General features: G+C 45.5%; 15 protein-coding genes. 9 read left to right on the top strand and 6 right to left on the bottom strand.

Going from position 1 to position 22,122, the window contains the following annotated elements:
* Positions 1–6: 6 nt before the first annotated feature.
* On the bottom strand, positions 7–3,576 hold the full coding sequence (locus ON006_RS07405) for a SusC/RagA family TonB-linked outer membrane protein (RefSeq protein ID WP_244819116.1): 3,570 nt from the start codon (positions 3,574–3,576) through the stop codon (positions 7–9).
* A 326-nt stretch (positions 3,577–3,902) separates the two neighbouring features.
* On the opposite strand from ON006_RS07405, the gene ON006_RS07400 reads away from it, so the two are divergent.
* Positions 3,903–4,298 carry a hypothetical protein gene (locus tag ON006_RS07400; RefSeq protein WP_244819117.1) on the top strand — a complete coding sequence of 132 codons (396 nt, stop codon included), beginning with the start codon at positions 3,903–3,905 and terminating at the stop codon, positions 4,296–4,298.
* A gap of 67 nt (positions 4,299–4,365) precedes the next feature.
* Here the strand turns inward: ON006_RS07400 and ON006_RS07395 are convergent, their stop codons facing one another.
* Complete coding sequence (locus ON006_RS07395; RefSeq protein ID WP_244819118.1) at positions 4,366–6,453, bottom strand: M43 family zinc metalloprotease; 2,088 nt, start codon at positions 6,451–6,453, stop codon at positions 4,366–4,368.
* Between the two features lie 233 nt (positions 6,454–6,686).
* Between ON006_RS07395 and dinB the strand changes: the two genes are divergently transcribed.
* Entirely contained in the window at positions 6,687–7,796 is a 1,110-nt protein-coding gene (gene dinB, locus ON006_RS07390) for a DNA polymerase IV (protein WP_244819119.1), read from the top strand.
* Positions 7,797–7,803: 7 nt separating this feature from the next.
* Here dinB and ON006_RS07385 read toward each other — a convergent pair whose 3' ends face one another.
* Positions 7,804–8,985 carry a putative sensor domain DACNV-containing protein gene (locus ON006_RS07385; protein ID WP_244819120.1) on the bottom strand — a complete coding sequence of 394 codons (1,182 nt, stop codon included), beginning with the start codon at positions 8,983–8,985 and terminating at the stop codon, positions 7,804–7,806.
* 815 nt (positions 8,986–9,800) lie between these two features.
* Here ON006_RS07385 and ON006_RS07380 point away from each other — a divergent pair.
* The 5 genes from ON006_RS07380 (at position 9,801) to ON006_RS07360 (ending at position 15,359) form a co-directional block, all read left to right on the top strand.
* Positions 9,801–10,784 (top strand): glycosyltransferase family 2 protein, encoded by a 984-nt coding sequence (locus tag ON006_RS07380; RefSeq protein ID WP_244819121.1) that lies wholly within the window; start codon positions 9,801–9,803, stop codon positions 10,782–10,784.
* Positions 10,785–10,898: 114 nt separating this feature from the next.
* A complete protein-coding gene (locus ON006_RS07375) occupies positions 10,899–12,719 on the top strand; it encodes an ABC transporter ATP-binding protein (protein ID WP_244819122.1) in 1,821 nt (606 codons plus the stop codon).
* Positions 12,720–13,652, top strand: a complete 933-nt coding sequence (locus tag ON006_RS07370) for a glycosyltransferase family 2 protein (RefSeq protein WP_244819123.1) — start codon at positions 12,720–12,722, stop codon at positions 13,650–13,652.
* Positions 13,649–14,605, top strand: coding sequence for a glycosyltransferase family 2 protein (locus tag ON006_RS07365; protein WP_244819124.1), 957 nt, complete (start codon positions 13,649–13,651; stop codon positions 14,603–14,605). Before ON006_RS07370 ends, ON006_RS07365 begins: the two co-directional genes overlap by 4 nt.
* 1 nt (position 14,606) lies before the next feature.
* Positions 14,607–15,359: a glycosyltransferase family 2 protein gene (locus ON006_RS07360; protein ID WP_244819125.1), complete on the top strand. Its 753-nt coding sequence runs from the start codon at positions 14,607–14,609 to the stop codon at positions 15,357–15,359.
* On the opposite strand, the gene ON006_RS07355 is transcribed toward ON006_RS07360, so the two are convergent.
* Positions 15,352–16,251 carry a glycosyltransferase gene (locus ON006_RS07355; protein ID WP_244819126.1) on the bottom strand — a complete coding sequence of 300 codons (900 nt, stop codon included), beginning with the start codon at positions 16,249–16,251 and terminating at the stop codon, positions 15,352–15,354. The genes ON006_RS07360 and ON006_RS07355 overlap by 8 nt on opposite strands.
* Positions 16,252–16,391: 140 nt before the next feature.
* On the opposite strand from ON006_RS07355, the gene ON006_RS07350 reads away from it, so the two are divergent.
* Positions 16,392–18,347, top strand: coding sequence for a sialate O-acetylesterase (locus ON006_RS07350; RefSeq protein WP_244819127.1), 1,956 nt, complete (start codon positions 16,392–16,394; stop codon positions 18,345–18,347).
* Between the two features lie 34 nt (positions 18,348–18,381).
* Entirely contained in the window at positions 18,382–20,502 is a 2,121-nt protein-coding gene (locus ON006_RS07345) for an outer membrane protein assembly factor BamB family protein (RefSeq protein WP_244819128.1), read from the top strand.
* On the opposite strand, the gene ON006_RS07340 is transcribed toward ON006_RS07345, so the two are convergent.
* Both ON006_RS07340 and ON006_RS07335 read right to left on the bottom strand, forming a co-directional pair.
* The gene (locus ON006_RS07340) at positions 20,503–21,435 is read right to left on the bottom strand and encodes an aldo/keto reductase (protein ID WP_244819129.1); all 933 of its coding nucleotides are present in this window, start codon (positions 21,433–21,435) and stop codon (positions 20,503–20,505) included. It lies immediately after the preceding gene.
* Between the two features lie 137 nt (positions 21,436–21,572).
* A complete protein-coding gene (locus ON006_RS07335; protein ID WP_244819130.1) occupies positions 21,573–21,998 on the bottom strand; it encodes a hypothetical protein in 426 nt (141 codons plus the stop codon).
* Positions 21,999–22,122 lie beyond the last annotated feature (124 nt).

Genomic DNA, 22,122 nt, shown 5'->3' with positions numbered 1-22,122 from the left:
TCGTAACTAAAAATTACAGGAAAAACCAATGGTGTAGGAACGCTGCGATGGATAGGCCCCATAGTCAATACCTTGTTGCAGAAGCGATTGACCGTAAGAGCTCACTTCCGGGTCAAAACCGGTATAATTGGTTAGCGTCCATAAGTTGGTACCTGTCACAAATAACCGTGGGTTTTTGACCGGTCCCAGTCTTGGAAACGTATAGGAAAGACTCAGCATTTTAAGCCTTACAAAACTTCCGTCTTCGAGCATTGTCGAGTTAATATCCCCCGATGCGATCCCCCGCTGAATGCCGGGGTACTTAGGGTCGTTATGCGGTCTGGCTTCCGTGTAGCGCTTGTTGTACCATTCTTCCGACTGGTTGAAACCCACGCCTCCGTAATCGACGACCCCATTCATGATGTAGAAATTAGTCAGGTTAAGCACATCATTTCCAACCGAGCCGGTAAACAACGCATTGACTGCAAAATTTTTCCAGGTAATATCGTTGCTCCATCCAAATGTGAAGTCAGGAGTGGATTTGCCCAAGACCACCCGGTCATCCGCATTGATAATGTTGTCCCCATTTGCATCGGCATAAATCCATGATCCATAGAACGGCGTACCTTTCGATCCGGGAGGCTTTGGGCCCTCAAAAGTTGGAAAGGTCGGGTTGCCGTCGGCATCGAAATCAGTAGTCTGGGTTAATCCAGCTACTTTGAACCCGAAGAACCTTCCTATCTCCTCCCCTGGTGTCAGGATTCCCGAAACGCCTCCCAGCAAGTTTCCATTGATGCTGACATAATCAGACTGGGTCCGGTCCCCCAGGTCGATCAATGTGTTTACGTTTTTTGAAATGTTGATCCTGGACGAAAACGTCGCGTTCTTCTTTTGAATGATATTGGCCTGAATACTCAATTCCACGCCACGGTTGCGCATGGTCCCGTAATTATCGATAATGGTGCTGACACCCGATTGAGTTGGTACTTTTCTGGGCTGCAACAAGTCTGACGTAACTTTATTATAATAGTCAAAACTGATAACGAGCCGGTCTTTGGCAGTATTGAAATCCACCCCGGCATTAAACTGCCGCGTACGTTCCCATGAAAGATTGGGATTGGCAATCGTGTTGGGATAAATGCCCGTCGCTATCACTGCGCCGTCGCCACCTGGCCCCATTTCGTAAAATCCGCTGCTGTATTGCGAAAGCGACGAATAGGGTCCGATCGCCTGGCTACCGGTTTCACCATAAGATGCTCTCAGCTTAGTGTTTGAAATAAACCTGACGCCTTTCATGAATTCCTCTTGTTCCAAATTCCAGGCAAGTGCGACAGAGGGAAAAATACCATACTTTTTGTTCGCTGCAAAAGGGGAAGCCCCATCGGCGCGAATGGAAGTGTTCAGGACATATCTTCCTTTAAAAGAATAATTGAGCCGCAAAAAGCCGGACTGCAAAATCCGCTTTTCCTTGAAAGATCCTATTGCCTGCGACTGGGCACTTCCGATATTGTCAATCCCAAAAAACGGGACGGCATACCCGGATGAATTGGTGTTGACGAATTCAACAGTCTGGTCGTTATATTCCACACCCATTGTCGAATTCAGGTAGTGATTTTTCCTGAAAGTCTTTTCGTACTGCAGGTATGCATTGACATTGTAGCTGTAAGTATTGGAAGTATTGTTGCTTCCTTTTCCCTGAACACCATTCCCTTCGCCTGTGGATGGCGGCAAAAATACTTTTCGGCGAGTCAGGTTCTGACTACCTCCCAGGCTGACCACCAATTGCAGGCCGTCGGCCAGCTTAAAATAATTTTCCAGGTTCAGGATCGAGTAGTCATTCTGGGTCACGTCCGTTTTGGCTATCAACTCATTATAAGGATTGGAAAAATAGTATCCCTGGTAATTCGGAATTCCAAGACTGTTATTGCCCAGATAATCCAGGCTAAGCGTAGGCGCGGCCCGCAATCCGTCCATTAATCCACCTGAGCTGGGCCATGCGCGCGAAGCTGTGACGGCCCTGTTTGACTTCTGCCTGGTGAATGATATCTGTCCTTTAACGGTATACCAATCATTGATTTCATTATTCAGATTAACCCGCAAACTAGCCCTGTTATTATCAGAATTGATGATCGTACCTTTTTCTTTGAGATAATTTCCCGAGATATAATAAGAAGATTTCGGGCTGCCGCCGGAAAGACTCAATGTAATATCTTGGCGAAAGCTCGGCTGTGTTACTGCCGCCACCCAGTCGGTGTTGGTGAGAGTACTATCCAGATTTTCAAAAGGCGGATTTCGATCGGTCATGCTGAAACTTTCATTAATAATCTCTGCATATTGTCTCGAATTCATCATTTTGATCGGATTTGAGATTCTCCCGAAAGAAGTTTTATTGACCAGATCAACACGTCCTTCTCCCCGCTTGCCTGCCTTCGTAGTGATCAAAACAACACCATTCGCGCCCCGCGAACCATAAATGGCCGTCGCAGATGCATCTTTGAGAATTTCCATACTTTCGATATCATTGGGATTGATACCATACAGGCCATTTTGCGTGTAAGCACCGGAGAAATTTGCCCCGGCTTCCCGGTAAGGCGGCATCGGGAAACCATCGATCACATACAGAGGCTCATTATTGCCGCTGAGCGAATTGTTGCCCCTGATCCTGACGACAGAAGCCGCACCGGGCTCACCGGATGTTTCCACCACCTGCACACCGGTAGTCCGTCCCTGCAAAGCCTGGTCTACGGTATTGATAACTGCTGATTTGTACTCAGTCGCGGAAACACGGGAGGTGGAGCTGGCCAGGTCTCGCTTGCTTTGTGCGCCATAGCCTACTACTACTACTTCGTTCAATGCTTTGGCCTCAGGTTTCAACTGTACGCTGAATTGCGTTTTGTTACCAATGGCAATTTCCTGCGCGGTAAAGCCGACGGAGCTGTAAACCAAGGTACTTGCCTTCGCCGGCACTTTCATTTCAAAAGTACCATCAGTCTCGGTAATAGCCTGTATCTGAGTACCTTTTACCAGCACACTCACGCCGGGAAGGCCCAGGCCTTTTTCATCGACAACCGTTCCTTTTATAATTTTCGCATCAGGTCCGGGATCGGTTAGGCGCGGGGCATTTTGCTTCAAACCGGCACTATCAGCTGGCTGAACGGTCTGTGCAGGAGCATTACTGCCTGGTTGATTTTTCGACGTATTGTTACTGTCAGGCTTCGTTACGGGTGTGATGGAAGAGTCTGTTGCTGCCTTTGTTTTTATTGTGTCAGGTTGTTGGGTTGGTTTGACCAAGGGGTCAAAATTCTGCGACGCCTTGGCCGGAATCGCTGCATCGACGGGTTTACTGGTAGTATCAGTGGTATTTTTTTGTTTGGGGAGGGTGTCAGAAGCCGGTTTAACCGGAGTTGCAGTGGGTGGAGTTACCGGTCTGGGAAGCGTATCCTGCTTTACTTTCCGGGTGGTGTCGGGAACCGTTTGTTGTGCGTAGCTAATGATATGGTTACAAACAAAGAACAACATCAGGAAGAAACCAATCCTCAAAAAAATGATCGTATCCGAACAGGGACCCGGCTCATTTGCTCGTTGAGTTTTTTGCATACTTGATTCTGGCTAGGTGATAGGACATGGTCCTGATTGAATTTTATTGAACCAAGCCGAATCAAAAACCGTACCTCTATGTCCCCAGCGGTGATAAATCGGGCACCTCGATGCATTGTTTGCTAACCTGGCCGGTTATATGTCGGGTAGTATTAAAAGGGCCGAAAAATTTTTGGGCATCTATTTGTTTATTTTCTAAATATTGATGAAACAGAAGTCAGAATTTTTGGAAACAACGTGCTTCCGATTACATTTGTCAAAATGCCAGAATCTGCTGGTATTGAATTTTGAATTGAAAAAAGGAGCGCAAGAAAATAACTATGACCATGAGCCAGGAACAACTGCTAACCGCCGATTATATTGATTCTCAGATAGGAAATGTAATTGAGTATTACATTCGCTGGGACTTTGAAGAAGATCCTTTCTTCGGGAAAGCGAGGATCAAAGGCCTGGTAGACGATGATTTTGGTAAACTGAAAATAATATGCGACGTGATTGAAGGAAGCGATCTGGAACTTGCCTACGAGCAGGAAGAGGTATTTATGCTTTCCGACAACCACCCCATTTATTCAGGCACATTGCCGGAAATTTACTCGGCTAACTGGGTCAGCACGGATGGAAAAAAGAAAAAACAGATCTTCATTTCGCCGCCTAATGAGAACGCCAGGGATTTTGCGATATCCCAAACCAACAGTAAGGTCGTTGTAAAAAGAATCTATTAAAAGGAAAAACTGTTTGACCAACTCGAATAATCTGAATTGGTTAAACAGTTTTTTTATGCCCTTTGCTTTAATTTTTGATGATCTTCTTTGTCAAAACCCTATCCTTGAATTCTGCTTTTACAATGTATAATCCGGCCGGATAATAGGTCAGGTTAAAATCATATACATTGGAACCCACCTCTCCGGTGATCACTTTTTCAGCGACTTTTTCTCCGGCAACATTATAGATCGAGACAGATTTCAGTTCCTCAGGATGCGGATAGAACTGTACAGATACTAGTCCGCTGGTCGGGTTGGGCGATACCAGGAAGCCCGCTTCTTTCAGGTTTGGATTGACGGTGACTGTCCTAATGTTAATGTCATCGAGGAAAATATCGTTTTCATTTCCATTTGTATTCAGGAATGCTATCAGCACTTCGCCCTGAGCAATGTAGTTACTGATATTGATCTCTTCCCGGCGCCATTCATTGACCGTCGGTGTAAAGGCAGAACGGGTGGCCGTACTTCGGGTCACCAGATCTGAGCCCCATTTTTTGTAAATGCTTGTATAGGTCTGGCCGCAATCGGTACTGATCAGCACCTGCAATGTATCCCACACATTCCCCTGTGCCGATGGATTGGTGTAAGTTGCCGCCGCAACCTGGAACGATACAAACGCGGAATCGGTACCCGCAATCGTCACAGTCGGGGATCTCAGATAATCCTTCTGCCCTACTACTTCATTGCCAAAATTGGCGATACGGACCGAAGCACTGCCTGTTTTTGCAGCCGAAGTGGTCTTTTCCCAGGTCGAGCTCGCATCCTGGTTTACGATGTCCCAGCCCTGAGGAGGGAACAAACCTTCAAAACTCTCAGAAACCGGTGTATTGAAAGGTTTGTAATATATAAGGTCAAGGCTTTGTCCATCATTGGACGTATCCTCATCCGCAGCCCCATTTGGGTTGCTGGTATAAATGCTCAGCACGTGATTACCTTCCACGGTGGTCAGCGATGACAGGTTAACGCTCGTTTCTGCGTAGGTGGCCAGTGAACCGGTCCAGGTGAAATCTTGAACTGTTCCATTGTCTATCGCCGCATGAATGATGACCGAGGTCAATGTTTCTTTTCCTTTGTTGACCAATGTTACCTGCGGCGTCAATGTATTCGTACAAATTCGCTGGGCCGGCTGCCTGATCGATTTCAGGGAAGCATCTTTATTCTTGACATCTACCGGCGTACAACCATTGGAGAGGCTCAGCAGCGAGCGGTAAGTTGTAAAAGCCGCTTCCATCCGGGCTACCTGCATTTTGGTAAACATCGACAAACAGCCGTCCGAAGTATAGTCCATGTAATTCTGGTACATAATGCCGGGAGCATTAGGTGTACATCTATCGGTAACTACACCTGCGGGGCATGTGCCGGTGCTGTTACTCTGGTTGGGCGTGTCGTCTACCTCGTCGGTACCGGTACAATTTCCGTTGTCGTCGCCCCAAATATGATAAAGGTTAAAATAGTGACCGATCTCGTGCGTCAGCGTTTTGCCTTCATTGTAATTCGTAACATTGCCACCAGGTAAGCTCCCGTAGTCGATCGCTACTCCCTGCTCATCCTTTACGCCATCGTCCGGAAAGGTCGCATAACCAAGCGTTCCGCCCGATAGGTCACAAATCCAGATGTTGAGATACTTGTCGGTGTCCCAGGCATCGGCCCCACCTGATTCGGCGTGCTTGACCTGGTTGGTAGTATAGTCAAAGGAAGAACGTGTGGTGGTGTACCTGACAATACCGGTGGAAGGTGCATCGTCGGGAGTACGTTGGGCAAGGCAAAACTGAATCCCCGATTGGCCAAAAAGTGATCTGAAATACGAAGGGATCCTGCTGGCACTACCATTCAATCCCGCATAGTCTTTGTTGATCGTGTCGAGCTGCGCCATGATCTGTGCATCGGTTACCTGGGTCTGTCTGCTCAGAACCACGTGAAAAACAACCGGGATTGTTACCTGGGCATTCGTTTTAAGGGTTTTCCCTGCTATCGTGCGTTGGCGGATAACCTCCTTTAAACGAAGCTCCCGCTGATCGAACATGATTTTGAGTGAGGGCTGTTTTGTGAATCTGAGGTTCAGCAATTCCATTGTTCCGCACCGGTCCTGAGCGTTGGCACGAAACGTCGCAAACATGGCTATTGCCGTAAAAAGAACTAATATAGAAGACTTAAAATCAGGTATAGTATATCGCATTATGGACGACAGGAATACAGTGTGACAGAATGGTTTTAACGCAAAATCAGAGATTGAAACGTAATTATTAGAGAACTACGAAAAAAAACTACGAAGTGATGCGAATTGTAAATTATTTAATTTGTTTTTAATTGAGATAAACGTTCCTGAACTAGCATTTAAAACAGTTGCAAATGTCCCAAATTCAGTCGACACCGCTGCGCAAGATCATCCATATCGATATGGATGCTTTCTATGCGTCTGTCGAGCAGCGCGATTTTCCGGAGTATCGGGGTAAACCATTGGCTGTGGGAGGTTCTCCAACGGGCAGAGGCGTTGTAGCCACGGCGAGTTATGAAGCTCGGAAATTTGGCGTCAGGTCTGCGATGTCGTCCAGAAAGGCCATACAGCTCTGTCCCGATATTATTTTTGTCTATCCAAGATTCGAAGTTTATAAGAACGTTTCGCGCAGCATCAGGGAAATTTTTTCCCGATATACCGACCTGATCGAACCGTTGTCGCTCGACGAAGCATTTCTGGACGTGACCGAGGACAAATTACAGATCGGTTCAGCCATGGAGATTGCCTCTCAGATCAAAAAGGCGATCAAGGAGGAATTAAACCTGACAGCTTCCGCCGGGGTATCTGTCAATAAATTTGTAGCTAAAATCGCCTCGGACATTAACAAGCCAGACGGACTGACATTTGTAGGCCCTTCCAAAGTAGAGACTTTTATCAATAACCTTCCGGTTGAAAAATTCTTTGGTGTAGGAAAGGTTACCGCCGATAAAATGAAGAGTATGCAGCTTTTCACAGGTGCCGATCTTAAAAAACTCTCTGAGGATGAGCTGGTAAAGCACTTTGGCAAAACCGGACATTTCTTCTTTAAAATCGTGAGGGGAATTGATAACCGGGAAGTGCAAACGCACCGCGAAACCAAATCACTGGGCGCGGAAGACACGTTTACATACGATTTGACCACGCGGGAAGAAATGCACAAAGAACTGGACCGCATCGGACTGATCGTATACAACCGGCTTACCAAAAACCAGCTGAAAGGGAGGACCATTACATTGAAGATCAAATACAGTGATTTTACCCAGATCACCCGAAACCTGTCCTTTGCTGCACCGGTCGGTGATATTGACACGATTACTGAAACTGCCAAATCGCTTCTTGGCAAGGTAGATCTGGAAGAAAAACCCGTCAGGTTGCTTGGCATATCACTTTCCAATTTCCAGGAACCTGAAATCAGGTCGAAAAAGCCACGCGATCCCGAGCAGCTGGAATTGTTTCCATTGTAAGCCCTACCTACAAAAGAAGCGCGTCGACCCGGTGGGCCTGCACTTTGTTCTCGCAGGGTGCCCATGAAAAGATCGTGAACCGGCCGTCCTGAGAAGCGACAAGGGCAATCGCATCACGCTGGTCATACACAAACTGAGCTGCCGACAAATGTCTGGTACCGCCGTTTTGCACAGGATGTACCACCATTCCTTCATTGCCTATAATCGGTTCCGTAACCAACATTTCTTCCACCGGTTGCCCGTCGGCTGCCCGTCCTATTTTTGCTCCAAATGCCAGCAACTCGTAGCCATCATTGATGATGGTGGCACCGTCCACGGCAGTCAATCCGGCCAGGTTATTGATGGCGGAGGTCAACTGGCTTTGCCAGGTAATGGGGTGCAGCTCGTTGACATACTTGCTATGTAGCTCGGCGAGCTCGGAAAACGCAGGCTCCACATGATAGGTAATGGGGTGTATGATGGATTTACGCCAAGTTTCTTTGCCTTTCGGCACTACCAGCAAAATTCCGCCCCGCTCATGACTGCGCATGGACACTGCCAGCTGAACAAGCAAATTGAGCGAGTCATTCCACAAATTTGACGAAGTAAAACCGATCATGGAATTGATCACCGAAGGACAGTCCCTCACTCTGCCGCTTTCTTCATTGACGATTTTGACCTGATCACCCTTTAGAACCGCAACATTGACAAATTTCCCAAAGCCATCGACCCTGCGGTGCTTGATCACCAACATACCGGGTTCGATTACTTCCAGTACAAAGCATAGCCCTGGAATGACGCGGGTAGTGCCCCAGATCCTGAGCTCATTACCTTCCAGCCATACGCCCAAATGAATGCCGGAACGCTCCACAGCAGGTGCAAGCTTGGTAAGGGTATTGGCGGTAAGAGCCAATTTCTCACTGAATATCAATGGATGCTCCGCGCATTCGGGAGGCAAAAATGCAATCGAAACTTTGGGAGACCTGCCCTCTTCTCTGCGCAGGCTAGCCCAGAAAGTGGTATCAATGATGGTTTCAATGATACGTGCATCAGGTTTAGGGGCCAGCTCCTGCTCATAGTGAATCTTGACCGATTGATGATGACGTTCAAAATGATCGGCAACAAACCCCGCAACAGAACGAGCTGCCTTATAAGTAGTTACAGGCACGGAGTCGCCGGTTGCAATGTTTATCTCGGTACTATTAGTCATTATCAGGTGGTTTGGTATGCCCGAAACGTCGAGCTAAACTGATGAACAAAGTCTCGCAGCAAAAAGTTGGTGAGATATCAGACAATTAAATTTCTGGTGATTCTCTCCATAAACTGCTTGTCGAATTGAGTATTTTTTTTCTCACATTGAACATTTTTCCTTCTCTTTTCAATGGTTTTTAGAAATTGAAACAGAGGTATTTCCGTTTAATAATTAGACGGTCAACTTAAATTAATTACAAATTCCTTCATTCATTTTCCAACCATTTCCTGGCTTATTGGTTCCTATTACTTGAAGCTGAAATTACAATAGCCATGAAGCAGCTTGGAAAAATAAAAAGGACGAACGTGATGACTGATCTAGTAAATAATATATCTTGGCTGCAACGAAGCCCGCATTTTTCAGGTATAGTAACAAAAAGTGACTATAATCAAATAAAGTGTTTGTATAATACTGAAAACAGCTTACCACTAATGTCTGAGAAAACTTAGCAGCTCCCAGACTTACTCAATCCCCCCTCATCAGAAAAAAATAAAAGTTCAAAAACGGGATCAAAAATCCTGCAAGAATTTTTGTGCCCTAACTGAAAGTTAAAGGTCACAGCACAGGCGTATATACTTTGAGTGCAAGCGCTGCGATCTATTGAAAACTGGCTCGATTATTGATACACGGGGGCGATGATTTTGCCGCCGGAAACAATGAAGTAGCATATACGCCGTTTGGAAGGCGGTTTATTTTTTGTGTCGCTAACATCCAAGTAACTTAAATATAGCATTATAGGAACACTATATACTCTACACTAAATTGTATGATTAATGAGAAGCATCTCAGTTGTAATTCCGAATTTTAACGGAAAGCACTTATTCGAAAAGTATTTTGAGAATAACTATAAGATACTCAACGGACTAGGAACAAAAGTTCAGATCATTGTCGTCGATGATGCTTCCACGGATGACTCGGTGGAATACCTTGAAAATCATTATGGTAGCAAGGTTACCGTCATTCGTAAAGAGATCAATTCGGGCTTCGCCCATACCTGTAACCTGGGTATACAAAAGGCTACCAATGATCTTATTTTTCTTCTCAACACCGACGTGACTTTGGAAGAAGGTTATTTTGAAAAACTGTACAAGTATTTTGAGCTCGAAGATACATTTGGCGTTATGGGCCGGATTATCGGTATGGAAGATGACAACATCCTCGATGCGGCCAGATCTCCGAGGATTTTGGGCAGGAAGATCAAACCCAGCAACTTCTTTTATTTGAAGGATTCAGACAGCCTCACCCCTACTTTTTATCTCTCAGGCGCCATCGCGTTGATGGATACCAGAAAGCTGAAAGAAATCAACGGGTTTAACGAAATGTTTAATCCGTATTACGGAGAAGATCAGGAAATGTCGATCCGTGCATGGAGACTGGGCTGGAAATGCTATTATGAGCACAATGCTGTTTGCCGTCACGAAGTTTCTGCGACCACCAAAGGCCATAAAGACAGCTATTCGGTTAAGAGGATCTATTTCCGGAACCGGTACTATATGCATCACTTGCATTTGCAGGGCGCCGATCTTAACTTTTACCATTTACAGGTGATTTTGAGCGATGTATTGCCGAGTATACTGACACTCCAGTTTTACAAAGCGCAGGCATACGTTGATTTTCTGAGAAATATCAATGAGCTGAAAATGAAGAAGACTGCATTTAAAAAGCAGATGAAAACTTACAAATCCAATATTGGCATTATCGACGTAATTGAAAATATCCATATCATGCTTAAATACAAGCAGGTAATTAAATTATAACACCGAACTGCACACTTTCCAGTGATTAGCATTAATTTGCATCCCCAACCGGAAATTTTTTAATTTCCGGCTATTTTACTTTTAGGCATATGCAGTTATGCCACTAATGGAATAATGAAAACATACTTCAGATTATTATCTTTTGCCCAACCCATTGCCCGATTTGCGTTTCCCTACATCATTTTCACAGTTCTGGGAGTAATTTTTAGCACATTAAATCTGGCACTGCTTGCCCCTCTATTTAGTACGCTGTTTTCCAACCAAGGAGGAGAGCTTATCGAAAAACCTGAAAGCCTGTTGGAGGTCACCAGCTCACTGAGTTACTACGCCCAGCAGGCAAACCTTACTTACGGTCCGCACGGAGCTTTGCAGCTGGTTTGCGGAGTGATTGTCGTTTCAGTTCTGCTCTCCAATATATTCAAGTATTTCTCGCAGAGGGTCATGGAAAACCTGCGGATTCATACATTGCTAAACCTGAGAAAAACGGTTTTCAACAATGTCATGAACATGCATGTAGGCTATTTCAGCAACCAGAGAAAAGGCGACATTATTGCCAAAATCGCCTCCGATGTGCAGGTCGTGCAATTTTCAGTCACCGGTACATTACAGGTAGTCTTCAAGGAACCGTTGCAATTGCTGGCTTATATATTCATGCTCTTTGCTACTTCGGTTAAACTGACCCTTTTCGCGATTTTGGTCATACCGGTATCGGCATTTCTGATTTCAAAAATTGTAAAAAGGCTCAAAGAGCAGGCCAGTCAGGCGCAGCATCTTTTCGGGCTCATGATCAGCTACCTTGATGAAGCATTATCGGGTATTAAAGTGATTAAAGCATTTAATGCTACCGAGGAAATCAAAGACAAGTTTCACCAGGAAAACATTCGGTACTCAGATCTGGGCCGTAAGATGGCGCGGAGACAACAGCTCAGCTCGCCGGTTTCGGAATTCCTGGGGGTGACGATGGTGGCGCTCATCGTTCTGTATGGCGGCTCTCTCATTCTGGACAACCAGTCGGAATTGAGCGTATCGGATTTCGTGGCTTACATTGCAATATTTTCGCAGGTCATGCGGCCAGCCAAAGCGCTGACGGACTCTTTCAGCACCATTCATGCAGGTATTGCAGCCGGCGAGCGCGTACTCGAACTGATTGATGAAAAACCTGAGATCAACGACGCCCCTGATGCGATCGACATTCATGAATTCAATGATGCCATCAGGCTCGAAAACCTTTCTTTTGCCTATCCTTCCCGGCCGGTGCTGAAAGGTATCAATCTAACGATTCCAAAAGGTAAAACGGTGGCCCTGGTCGGCCCGTCGGGTGGTGGAAAATCGACCTTAATGGATCTGATACCGCGATTTATCGATGCTCAGGAAGGAAGTGTAACGATTGACGGGATCAATTTGAAAAAAATCAAACAGGAATCACTGTGGTCGATGTTCGGTTTCGTCAACCAGGAATCGATGCTTTTCAATGACACCATTTATCAGAACATTGCATTTGGTAATCCCTCGGCTACCATGGAACAAGTGGAAGCTGCTGCCAGGATCGCCAATGCGCACGACTTCATCATGGACACCGAAAATGGCTACGATAGCAACATTGGTGACCGGGGCATGAAACTCTCAGGAGGACAAAAGCAGCGCATTTGTATCGCCAGGGCCGTATTGAAAAATCCGCCCATTATGCTTTTGGATGAAGCCACGTCCGCGCTGGACACTGAATCGGAGAAACTGGTGCAGGAAGCGCTCAATAATCTGATGCAGAACAGGACTTCCCTGGTTATCGCCCACAGGTTGAGCACCATTCAACGAGCAGACACCATATTGGTTTTGGAGGATGGAAAAATTGTTGAACAAGGAAATCATTTGGAACTGATCGCACACGACGGTCTGTATAAGCGACTGATTGACATGCAGCAATTTACAGAAGCCTAAATGGAAAGTAAACCGCTGATCTCGATAGCCTTGTGTACATACAATGGCAGCGATTTTTTGAAACAACAACTCGATTCCATTCTTGCGCAAAGTGTAAATAACTGGGAAATAGTTGTTGTCGATGATTGCTCGCAAGATGAAACCCGGGATATTATAAAAGCATATGCCGAGTGCGATGCGCGGTTTCATGTCCATTACAACGATCAAAATCTAGGTTATAACAAGAATTTCGAAAAAGCGTTAAAACTCTGTAAAGGAGAATACATTGCTATCTGTGACCAGGATGATATCTGGGATAAGGATAAGTTAAAATTCCAACTGGAAGCGATAAAGGAAAATTTAATGGTTTACCACGATTCCCTGTTCATGGACCGTACAGGGAAATCGATGGGAACGAAAATATCAGACAAATTCAACTTTTACAGAGGCGATCGTCCAGAAGTATTTTTGTATCTCAACTGCGTTTCAGGTCATAGCATTTTGATGAAAAACTCGGTTCTTCCGCTCGCGCTCCCGTTTCCAGAAAAATTCCATTACGATCAATGGCTGGCTTACATTGCCACAACGCACGGTACAATCGATTTTGTAAACCAACCTCTTGTGCAGTACCGGCAGCATGGTAAGAATAATACAGATATACTGGCTATGCATTCTGCATCAAAAAGCAGTAATCAGAAGTTAGAGGAATTGAAGAGCGAAAGTGAATGGTTACAGCTATGCGCCGAAAAGGCAAATGGAAAATCGAAGAGCTTTATTGTCAAACTGCATGCATTGAGTATCCAAAGAAACAATTCAATTGCCGGTATTTCTTATGGCCTTGCCATCTGGAATCATAAAGAGATACTACTTAGTCTGCTTAAAAAATCCAACAGAAGCAAATTCTTTTGGGTACTACGAAAAACCTGGGGGAGCAAGATAAAAAAATGGTTATGAGTAAGTTAGTTAGCATTATCATTCCGTCCTACAATTACGGTTTCGTCATTGAGCAAACCCTGGAAAACCTTCTTGACCAAAGTTATACGAATTGGGAGGCCATTGTTGTAGACGATGGTTCCTCTGACAACACCAGCGAAGTCGTCGGAAAGTTTGCCGCAAAGGATTCACGGATCAGCTACATTGTTCAGAAAAACAGCGGTGTTTCGGTAGCGCGTAATTTGGGTTTCAAGCATTCCAAAGGCGATTACATCCAGTTTCTGGACGCAGATGATTTGTTAAGCAAAGAAAAGCTGACCATTCAAGTCGAATTTATGGAGCAGCATCCGGAGACTGACATTTCCTATACAGATCACCTGTATTTCGAAACAGACAAGCCCGACATTGTCTACCCCGACTATGAAATGAACAATCATAACTGGCTTCCAAAAGTCAATGCAGCGGGTTATGAAGTCGTTAACACATTGATTTATTCAAACATTGCCGTTGTCAGCAGTCCAATGCTACGACGAGAGATTATAGAAAAGGTAAATGGTTTTCCCGAGTTCAGTAACTACACGGAAGATTGGGAATTCTGGTTCCTGTGCGCCATCAATGGCGCACATTATAGTTTCTGCGATAATGATGCGGCTAAAACGCTGATCCGCATTCACCACAGAAATACCAGCCGGAACATTCAAATCATGCAGGCCGGCGAATTGCAATTCAGGAGGCGGATTGCAACGAGCATCAATAACTCGACGCTGCTCAGCCCTGAGGAAAAGGAGAAATTGCTGGATAGGAACGCATCCAGCACGCAGAAGCTGTACAAATACATGATGTACCATGCTAACCTAGTCAGTGTCCGTCAACTGAAAATCTTGCATGGCCTGGTCAATACCAAAACGTTTATTTCTTACTATTTCAAAGCGCTGAACTACAAGCGGAAAGCACTTTTCAAAAAATCCAGGTGATATGGCACCCACAGAAATCGACATCATAATTCTGAGTTATGCAAGGAATGAGGAGCTCAAAAAAATTACATTGGACGGCATTGAAAGCCTTGTAAAGTCAGAAGCCCCGGAAAAGATCAAGTTCAATATCATTGTTATTGAATCCAATAAAAGTTTAAAACGATATCAATACCCTAACTCGAAAACAGTTTACCCCTGGAAGAGATTTGGTTACCACCGATATATGAACATTGGTATTGGCATGACCAAAAGTAAATATGTCTGCATTTGTAACAATGACCTGATTTTCCATGAAGGCTGGGCGACCGAGATCTTGAAGGCCTTTAATGCAGATCCGGAACTTTATAGCGCAAGTCCTGCATGCAGTATTCACCATTCCGAACAAGGTTTCGCGCTGGATGGCCGGGTACATTACGGCTATGAGGTGAGACAAGAGCTAATCGGCTGGTGCTTATTCTTCAAACGTGACATGCTGAAAACCACCGGGAAGCTTGATCCCGCATTCAAGTTCTGGTTCGCCGACAATGATTACAGCAACACGCTTCAAAAATTTGGTTTGAAACATGCACTGGTAACTTCTTCCATTGTGGACCATTTGGAAAGCCGGACGCTGAAAACAAAAACCACCACCGAACAGCTCGAACTGACGAGCCGTGAGCGGTTCTATTATGAATACAAATGGGGAGGCAGAAGCTACTTTTCCTACTTGAACCGGGTCAGGAAGTTTTACAAAGAGCTTAAAAAAATCAGATAGAACGAGCTGTTTTTTTCATTTTAAATAGCCTGATCATCAACTTGTAAGGAAAGGAGAATGTGGCAACTCGGGAATGCCTTGTTGTCCAAATTAGTTTGATCAGTTCCCATTTTGAGTATCTTCCCTTGTCAACGCTTTGCTGCAAAAAGATTTCCAAGGCGTCTCGCTCGATTCGTTTTAAATGGTTTTTGGGCACGTTATCTACATTGACTGGCAAAACACCACTCCACTTTTTGTGAACTTTCAAAATCTCGTCCATCCACGATTTATTGAAATTTCCCTCTGAGTAATGTTTAAGAAGAATCTCAAATGTGACACCAGCTTCAAACTCACGACTGATCGCAATGCCGAAATCAAGGTCATATCCGTGAAATTTTCTTAGTAATTTTTCATCAAATCCGTATTTCAATGCAATGTGCTTTGGACTGCAAAACCAGCAGCCATCCACACAGGCAACTTTCGACAGGTGCTCGTTTTTAGGATTGCGATAGTCAAGCATTTCAGGTTTCCCGGTATGCTTATAACCTTGTATCAAGTTGCAATAAAAACCGCCATTTTCCTGCAAATAGTAATTGTACCAGCTGGAAGGTGCCAGTGACTTATAGCCCCCGCCCGCAATTCCGAGAAGTCCAAGCCCAGGGTTTGTTTCAAAAATCTCCAAAACCTTGCCGCCCCACCCCACCGTTTTCATTTCAATGTCCTCATGCATGAAACAGAGCATTTCATATTTGGCAGTGCGTGCACCTTCATTATAAACTTCACAAATACCCCTTTGGCCATCGCTATTGTCGAAAGCAATGATTTCATAAGGTACTCCTATTGTCCTGCCAATGTTCAATTTGACTTGTAACAGATCAGTCGCATCGGCGGAACATATTATAATCGATATCATTCAACAAAAATTTACAGCTGATTTTACCAAACGAAGGAATGATGATGAGAATAAAAAGGGGCGTTGCAAAGTTAGAGTTTTAAGTAGAAAAGGCACCCTATCCGTATTTTATAACCATTAATTCACTTAGAGAAGCGTTTATGAACCGTTTGTTTTTAGTTCTGTTACTGATTATTCACACCAGTGTCTTTGGCCAGGTCAAGCTAGCCCGTTTATTTTCTGATCACGTGGTGCTGCAACGCCAGAAACCGATCCCTGTTTGGGGCTGGACTACGGCGGGTGAAAAGGTAACTGTAACGCTGGCAGGCCAGACCGCCACTGCAAAAGCAGACGCTTCCGGCAAATGGATTGTACGGATTAATCCTCTCGAAGCAGGCGGCCCGCACACGCTGAATGTCACTGCCAAATCCGGCACAGCGACCGTTAATGATGTGCTGATCGGCGAAGTATGGCTCTGTTCGGGGCAATCGAATATGGAATGGCCGGTATCGGCTGCGAAAAACTTCGCGGCCGAAAAACAGAATGCAGACTACCCGCAGGTCCGTCACTTCAGGGTGGATCATGAAGTGACATTGCAGCCCGAAAAAGATCTTAAAACGGGAGAATGGAAAATCGCTTCTTCTGAGACTGTCGGCGGGTTTACAGCTATCGGCTTCTTTTTCGCCAGGGAATTGTATCAAAAACTTAAAATACCGGTGGGCATATTGCATTCGTCGTGGGGCGGCTCGCAGGTGGAAGGCTGGATCAGCAAAGAAGCCATGCTCACCGATGACGGCCTGAAATCCTACGCCCAGCATTTGCCGCAAACCTGGCAGGATGCTGACTTGATCATGGATAGCAAACTTAGAAAACAACTATTCAAAAATGCTTCCTTTACCCCTTCCGCAGATGATGAAAAGAAATATGTAGGTGGTGCCGCCGATTTTTCCCATTGGCAAAAAACGGCCGATCCGGTCGGACAATGGGACTGGAAAGGTTTGATGGGCTTTCGTGGAAACGGTTTTATGGCCAAAGAAATCACGCTTCCCGCAGATATCGCTGCTAAGCAAACCGTTTTGTCGCTCTCCGAAAATGATAGTCCAAATGAGGTTTATATTAATGGCAAACTAGTTAGCCAGGGCGCGGTAAAAGGGGTGAAAAAGATCACTGTGCCTGCCAGTATTTGGAAAGAAGGAAAAAATCAGCTCGTCATCAAGCTAGGGAATCAGGTTGCTACTTCGTGGTTTGGCCCGGGCTTTATTGGATCTGCCAACGATTTATACATTGAGGTTGGGGGTACTAAAATCAGCTTGGCGAAGGATTGGATGCTCATGCCTTCTTTTGCTGAAAAACATGAGTATGCACACCTGATGAACAATGTCGGTACCAGCATTTACAATGCGATGATCGTGCCGCTGATCCCGTTTGGCATCAGGGGCGCATTGTGGTATCAGGGTGAAAGTAATGCAGGCAGGGCGTACCAGTACCGCCGGTCGTTTCCATTGATGATCAATGATTGGCGTAAATTATGGAATGATGAATTCTCGTTTTACTGGGTACAGCTTTCTAGCTTCGGCCAGGAAAATGACAGTAATAAAGGCAGTAACTGGGGGGAGCTTCGCGAGGCGCAGAACATGACGCTCAGTCTGCCTAAAACAGGTATGGCCGTTTCTACTGACGTCGGAAACCCGCTCGACATTCATCCAACCAACAAACAGGATGTGGCCCACAGACTGGCAACCAATGCTTTGAAACTGGATTACGGCCAGAATATACCCTACGCCTCGCCATTATATGATAAAGTTCAGTTCGAGGATGGTAAAGCTATTGTTTCTTTTAAAAATGCGGAAAATGGGTTAATGGTAAAAGACAAATATGGTTATCTCAAAGGTTTTGAAATCGCCGGAGATGATAAAGTATTTTACTACGCCCAAGCCGTGATCAAAGGAAATACGGTGGTAGTATCACATCCCAAAGTAACCAAACCTGCCTCGGTAAGGTATGCCTGGTCGGACGCCCCGGAAGATGCCAATCTTTACAGTACCGACGGTTTTCCGGCAAGCGGTTTCAGAAGCGATACCTGGCCTGGCATTACCGTTAACAGTAAATTCGAATAGAGCTCCCCTTCCTATATTGTACTCAAAGAATAAAATGTTCAAACCCATACTTTGCATTGCTGCCTCCGCATTACTGTTACTTGGCGCACGGAATATTTCTGACGATAAAAAAGATGAATGGACTGAGTATCTGGGTGGCCCGGATAGGAACCATTACTCGTCATTGACCCAGATCAATCCCGGTAATGTTAAGAATCTGAAAATAGCCTGGACCTACGCGATGCCGGATTCAGGGCAAACGCAGGTAAACCCGATTATCGTAGACGGCCTTCTGTATGGTGTCACTTCGGCTGTTCAGGCCTTTGCGCTGGACGCTGCTACGGGCAAACAGATCTGGCTTTTCGGTGATAAATCAAAAAATGGCTCCAATACCAGCAGAGGGCTTACCTATTGGAGCGAAGGCAACGACAAAAGGATCCTGCATGCAATGGGGCCATTTCTGTATGCGCTCGACGCCCGTACGGGTAAAGTGATTGACAGCTTTGGCGATCATGGAAAGGTAGACCTGCACACTGGTTTGCCCGAAATAGCGAAAGGTAAATACATGGTCTCCAACACACCAGGGACCATTTTTGAAGATCTGATCATCATGCCGCTTCGTCTTTCAGAAGACTCTGACGCTGCGCCTGGTGATCTCAGGGCTTTTAATGTTAAAACAGGTAAATTGGAATGGACATTTCACACCATTCCTTATCCGGGTGAATTCGGATATGAAACTTTTCCGCCGGATGCATACAAAAACACTTACACAGGCGCTGCCAACAACTGGGCAGGTACCGCTATCGACCGGAAACGCGGTATTCTGTACGTACCGACAGGCTCGGCGGGATACGATTTTTATGGAGGCAAAAGAAAGGGCACTAACCTTTTTGCCAATTCATTGCTCGCCTTGGATGCCCGCACCGGAAAGCGAATCTGGCATTTTCAGACTATGCACCATGACATTTGGGACCGCGATCTGCCCGCACCTCCTAACCTGATCACCGTTACCCAGAAAGGCCCCGACGGACGGTCTCGAAAGATCGATGCTGTGGCACAGGTTAGCAAACAAGGTTATGTCTTTATTTTTGACCGCGTGACAGGAAAACCCCTTTTTCCGATTAAAGAAGTTGTCGCGCCCAAAACAGCTTTACCCGGCGAATTCCCATGGCCCAGCCAGCCAACCCCAAGCAAACCCGCCCCCTACGCACGTCAGGCATATACATTGACTGAGAAAGATATCAGCCCATACGCACCGGATAAAGACTCTTTGATGATCAAATTCAAAGGATACAAAAAGGAACTCTTCGCCGCACCCAGCAAGGAAGGAACCGTAATTTTACCTGGATTTGACGGTGGCGCCGAGTGGGGAGGCGCAGCCGCCGACCCCGAAGAAGGGATCCTGTATGTGAATAGCAATGAAATGGCCTGGATTCTGACCATGAAAGATACGCCCAAAGAAAGCGAGCTTTCCAATCTCAGTCCCGGTGAAAAAGTGTACACTACTTACTGCGTCACCTGCCACGGGCCGCAGCGAAAAGGCAATGCCAAAAGTGGATATCCTTCTCTGGTGGATATCGGGACACGTCGTGACCGCCCATTTGTAACGCAACTGATCACATCTGGAAAAGGAATGATGCCGGGCTTCACTATGCTTACTTCGGAGGAAAAGCAGGCTTTGGTTTCGTTTTTGTTTGGTGATGAAAAAGTAGAGGCTGTGTCAGCTACACCAGCTTCGAAAAGGGTATACCTGCCCTATCAGAGCACGGGTTATAACAAGTTTTTGGACGCCAATGGTCTTCCTGCGATTTCACCGCCCTGGGGAACATTGAATGCGATTAATCTGAATACGGGAGAATATTTGTGGAAGATACCTTTCGGAGAAGTGGAATCACTGAAATCAAAAGGTGTACCAACAACCGGAACCGAAAATTACGGCGGCCCGGTTGTAACCGCCAGCGGCCTGCTTTTCATTGCTGCGACCAAAGACGGTAAATTCCGGGCATTTGATAAAAAGACCGGCAAACTTTTATGGGAAACCACACTTCCTGCCGCCGGATTTGCAACACCGTCCACCTATCAGGTGAATGGAAAACAGTATGTGGTCATTGCTTGCGGCGGTACCAAGCTGGGAACCAAAAAGGGAAACCAATACGTCGCCTTCGCTTTGGAATAGTTAAACTGTCTCCATCCATTCAAGCATTTTTTTGCGGCCCTGTTCATCAGGGATCCTACCCAGTCCTGCTCCGATGTTATCCAGCAAATGTTTAACATCGGAGGTGCCTGGTATCACACAGGTAACCGCTTCATTACCAATAATATATTTCAAAAAGAACTGCGCCCAGCTTTTAATGTCATAATCGCCTGCCCACGGTGGTAATGTCTTTCCTTTAACCGCCCTGAATAATGCGCCTTGCTCAAACGGTTCATTAATGATCACAGCGACCCCGTTTTCTCTGGCAGCATGAAGCAGGCTTTTTTCTGCATTACGCGATAGGATCGAGTAATTAAACTGCACAAAATCAACAGCTTTTGACTTCACGATCTGTTCGAGGCGCGAATGAGCAGAGTCCGTGTAATGAGTAATTCCAATGTATTTTACTTTACCTTGCTGTTTCCAATCTTTCAGCGTTTTCAAATGGGTTTGCCAATCCTGCAAATTGTGAACCTGCATCAGATCCATTTTACTGCGTCCCATTTTTCTAAATGAATCATTCATCTGATCGATCCCCTCCTGTTTTCCGGTAGTCCAGACTTTGGTAGCAAAGAAAAACTGATCATTCAATTTGATTTCCTTGGTCAGATCACCGATTACCTCCTCAGCACGGCCATACATAGGCGATGCATCGATTACCTTTCCGCCAGCTTCCTGCATCTTGATCAATACTTCTTTCAAAGGCACTCTTTCCGCCGAGCTTGCCCCAACATCAAATTGCTGCCAGGAGCCTAGTCCGACGACGGGTAGCTGTTCTCCTGATGCAGGTATTTTTCTTTGTAAAATCATCGGTCCATTGTTTTCGGCAAGTGTTGGCAACGGGTTCAACAGCAGCGCCCCCCCTGCGGCGGCCAGGCCCTGTACAACTTCCCGCCTTGAAAAAAGTTGCTTCATTGGTTCAGATAAGCTTTTTTACTCCGACAAGTTACACAACAAATTACTAAAATGGTCGATAAAAACCCACTAAAGAGAAAAGGAGCCAGGTCTGAGCCTGACTCCTTTTACTAACCTTCACACCAAATCTTAATCTATTACTTTTTTTCAATGGTGACATCTACCTTGTAATCTTCCAGCTTAGGCGACTGGGTTGTCTCCGGATAAGGAAGCACTTCGCTCACTCTAAGCAGGTAAGTCTGTCCACTTAATGTAAATGTCTGATAGTCGGTTTTACGATCTCCTTTGTAAATGACATTAACGTCTACCTTATTGGAAGCATCAGACACATTGAACTTCATTGCAGCGCTGCCCATTTGAATGCAAACTACATTTTTGGGGCAACGACTGTCGGTAATTTCCTGTAAATCAACTTTGAGATCCGAGCCCGCGGCGGCTACTGTGGTCATCTGCCGATAAGGTACGCTTGTGGCTTTTAGTTCAGCCTGTGGGGTAGCATCTTGTTTCTGGTCACAGGCAACTGCCGCAACCCAGATTAGTGCAAATAGAATTGTTTTTTTCATGACATAGTGTTTGTTAAAACCATAATTAAGAAACATTCAGATAACAAAAGGTTGTAACCACTTTTGAAAATTTTGATTTTTTGCTCCTTTAATATCACTATTCCAAAGAAGTATATACGTAATC

This window comes from Dyadobacter pollutisoli (assembly GCF_026625565.1).
GTDB lineage: Bacteria > Bacteroidota > Bacteroidia > Cytophagales > Spirosomataceae > Dyadobacter > Dyadobacter pollutisoli.
Note: the sequence above shows the minus strand (reverse complement) of the source record. Positions and strands in the feature narration are given on the sequence as shown.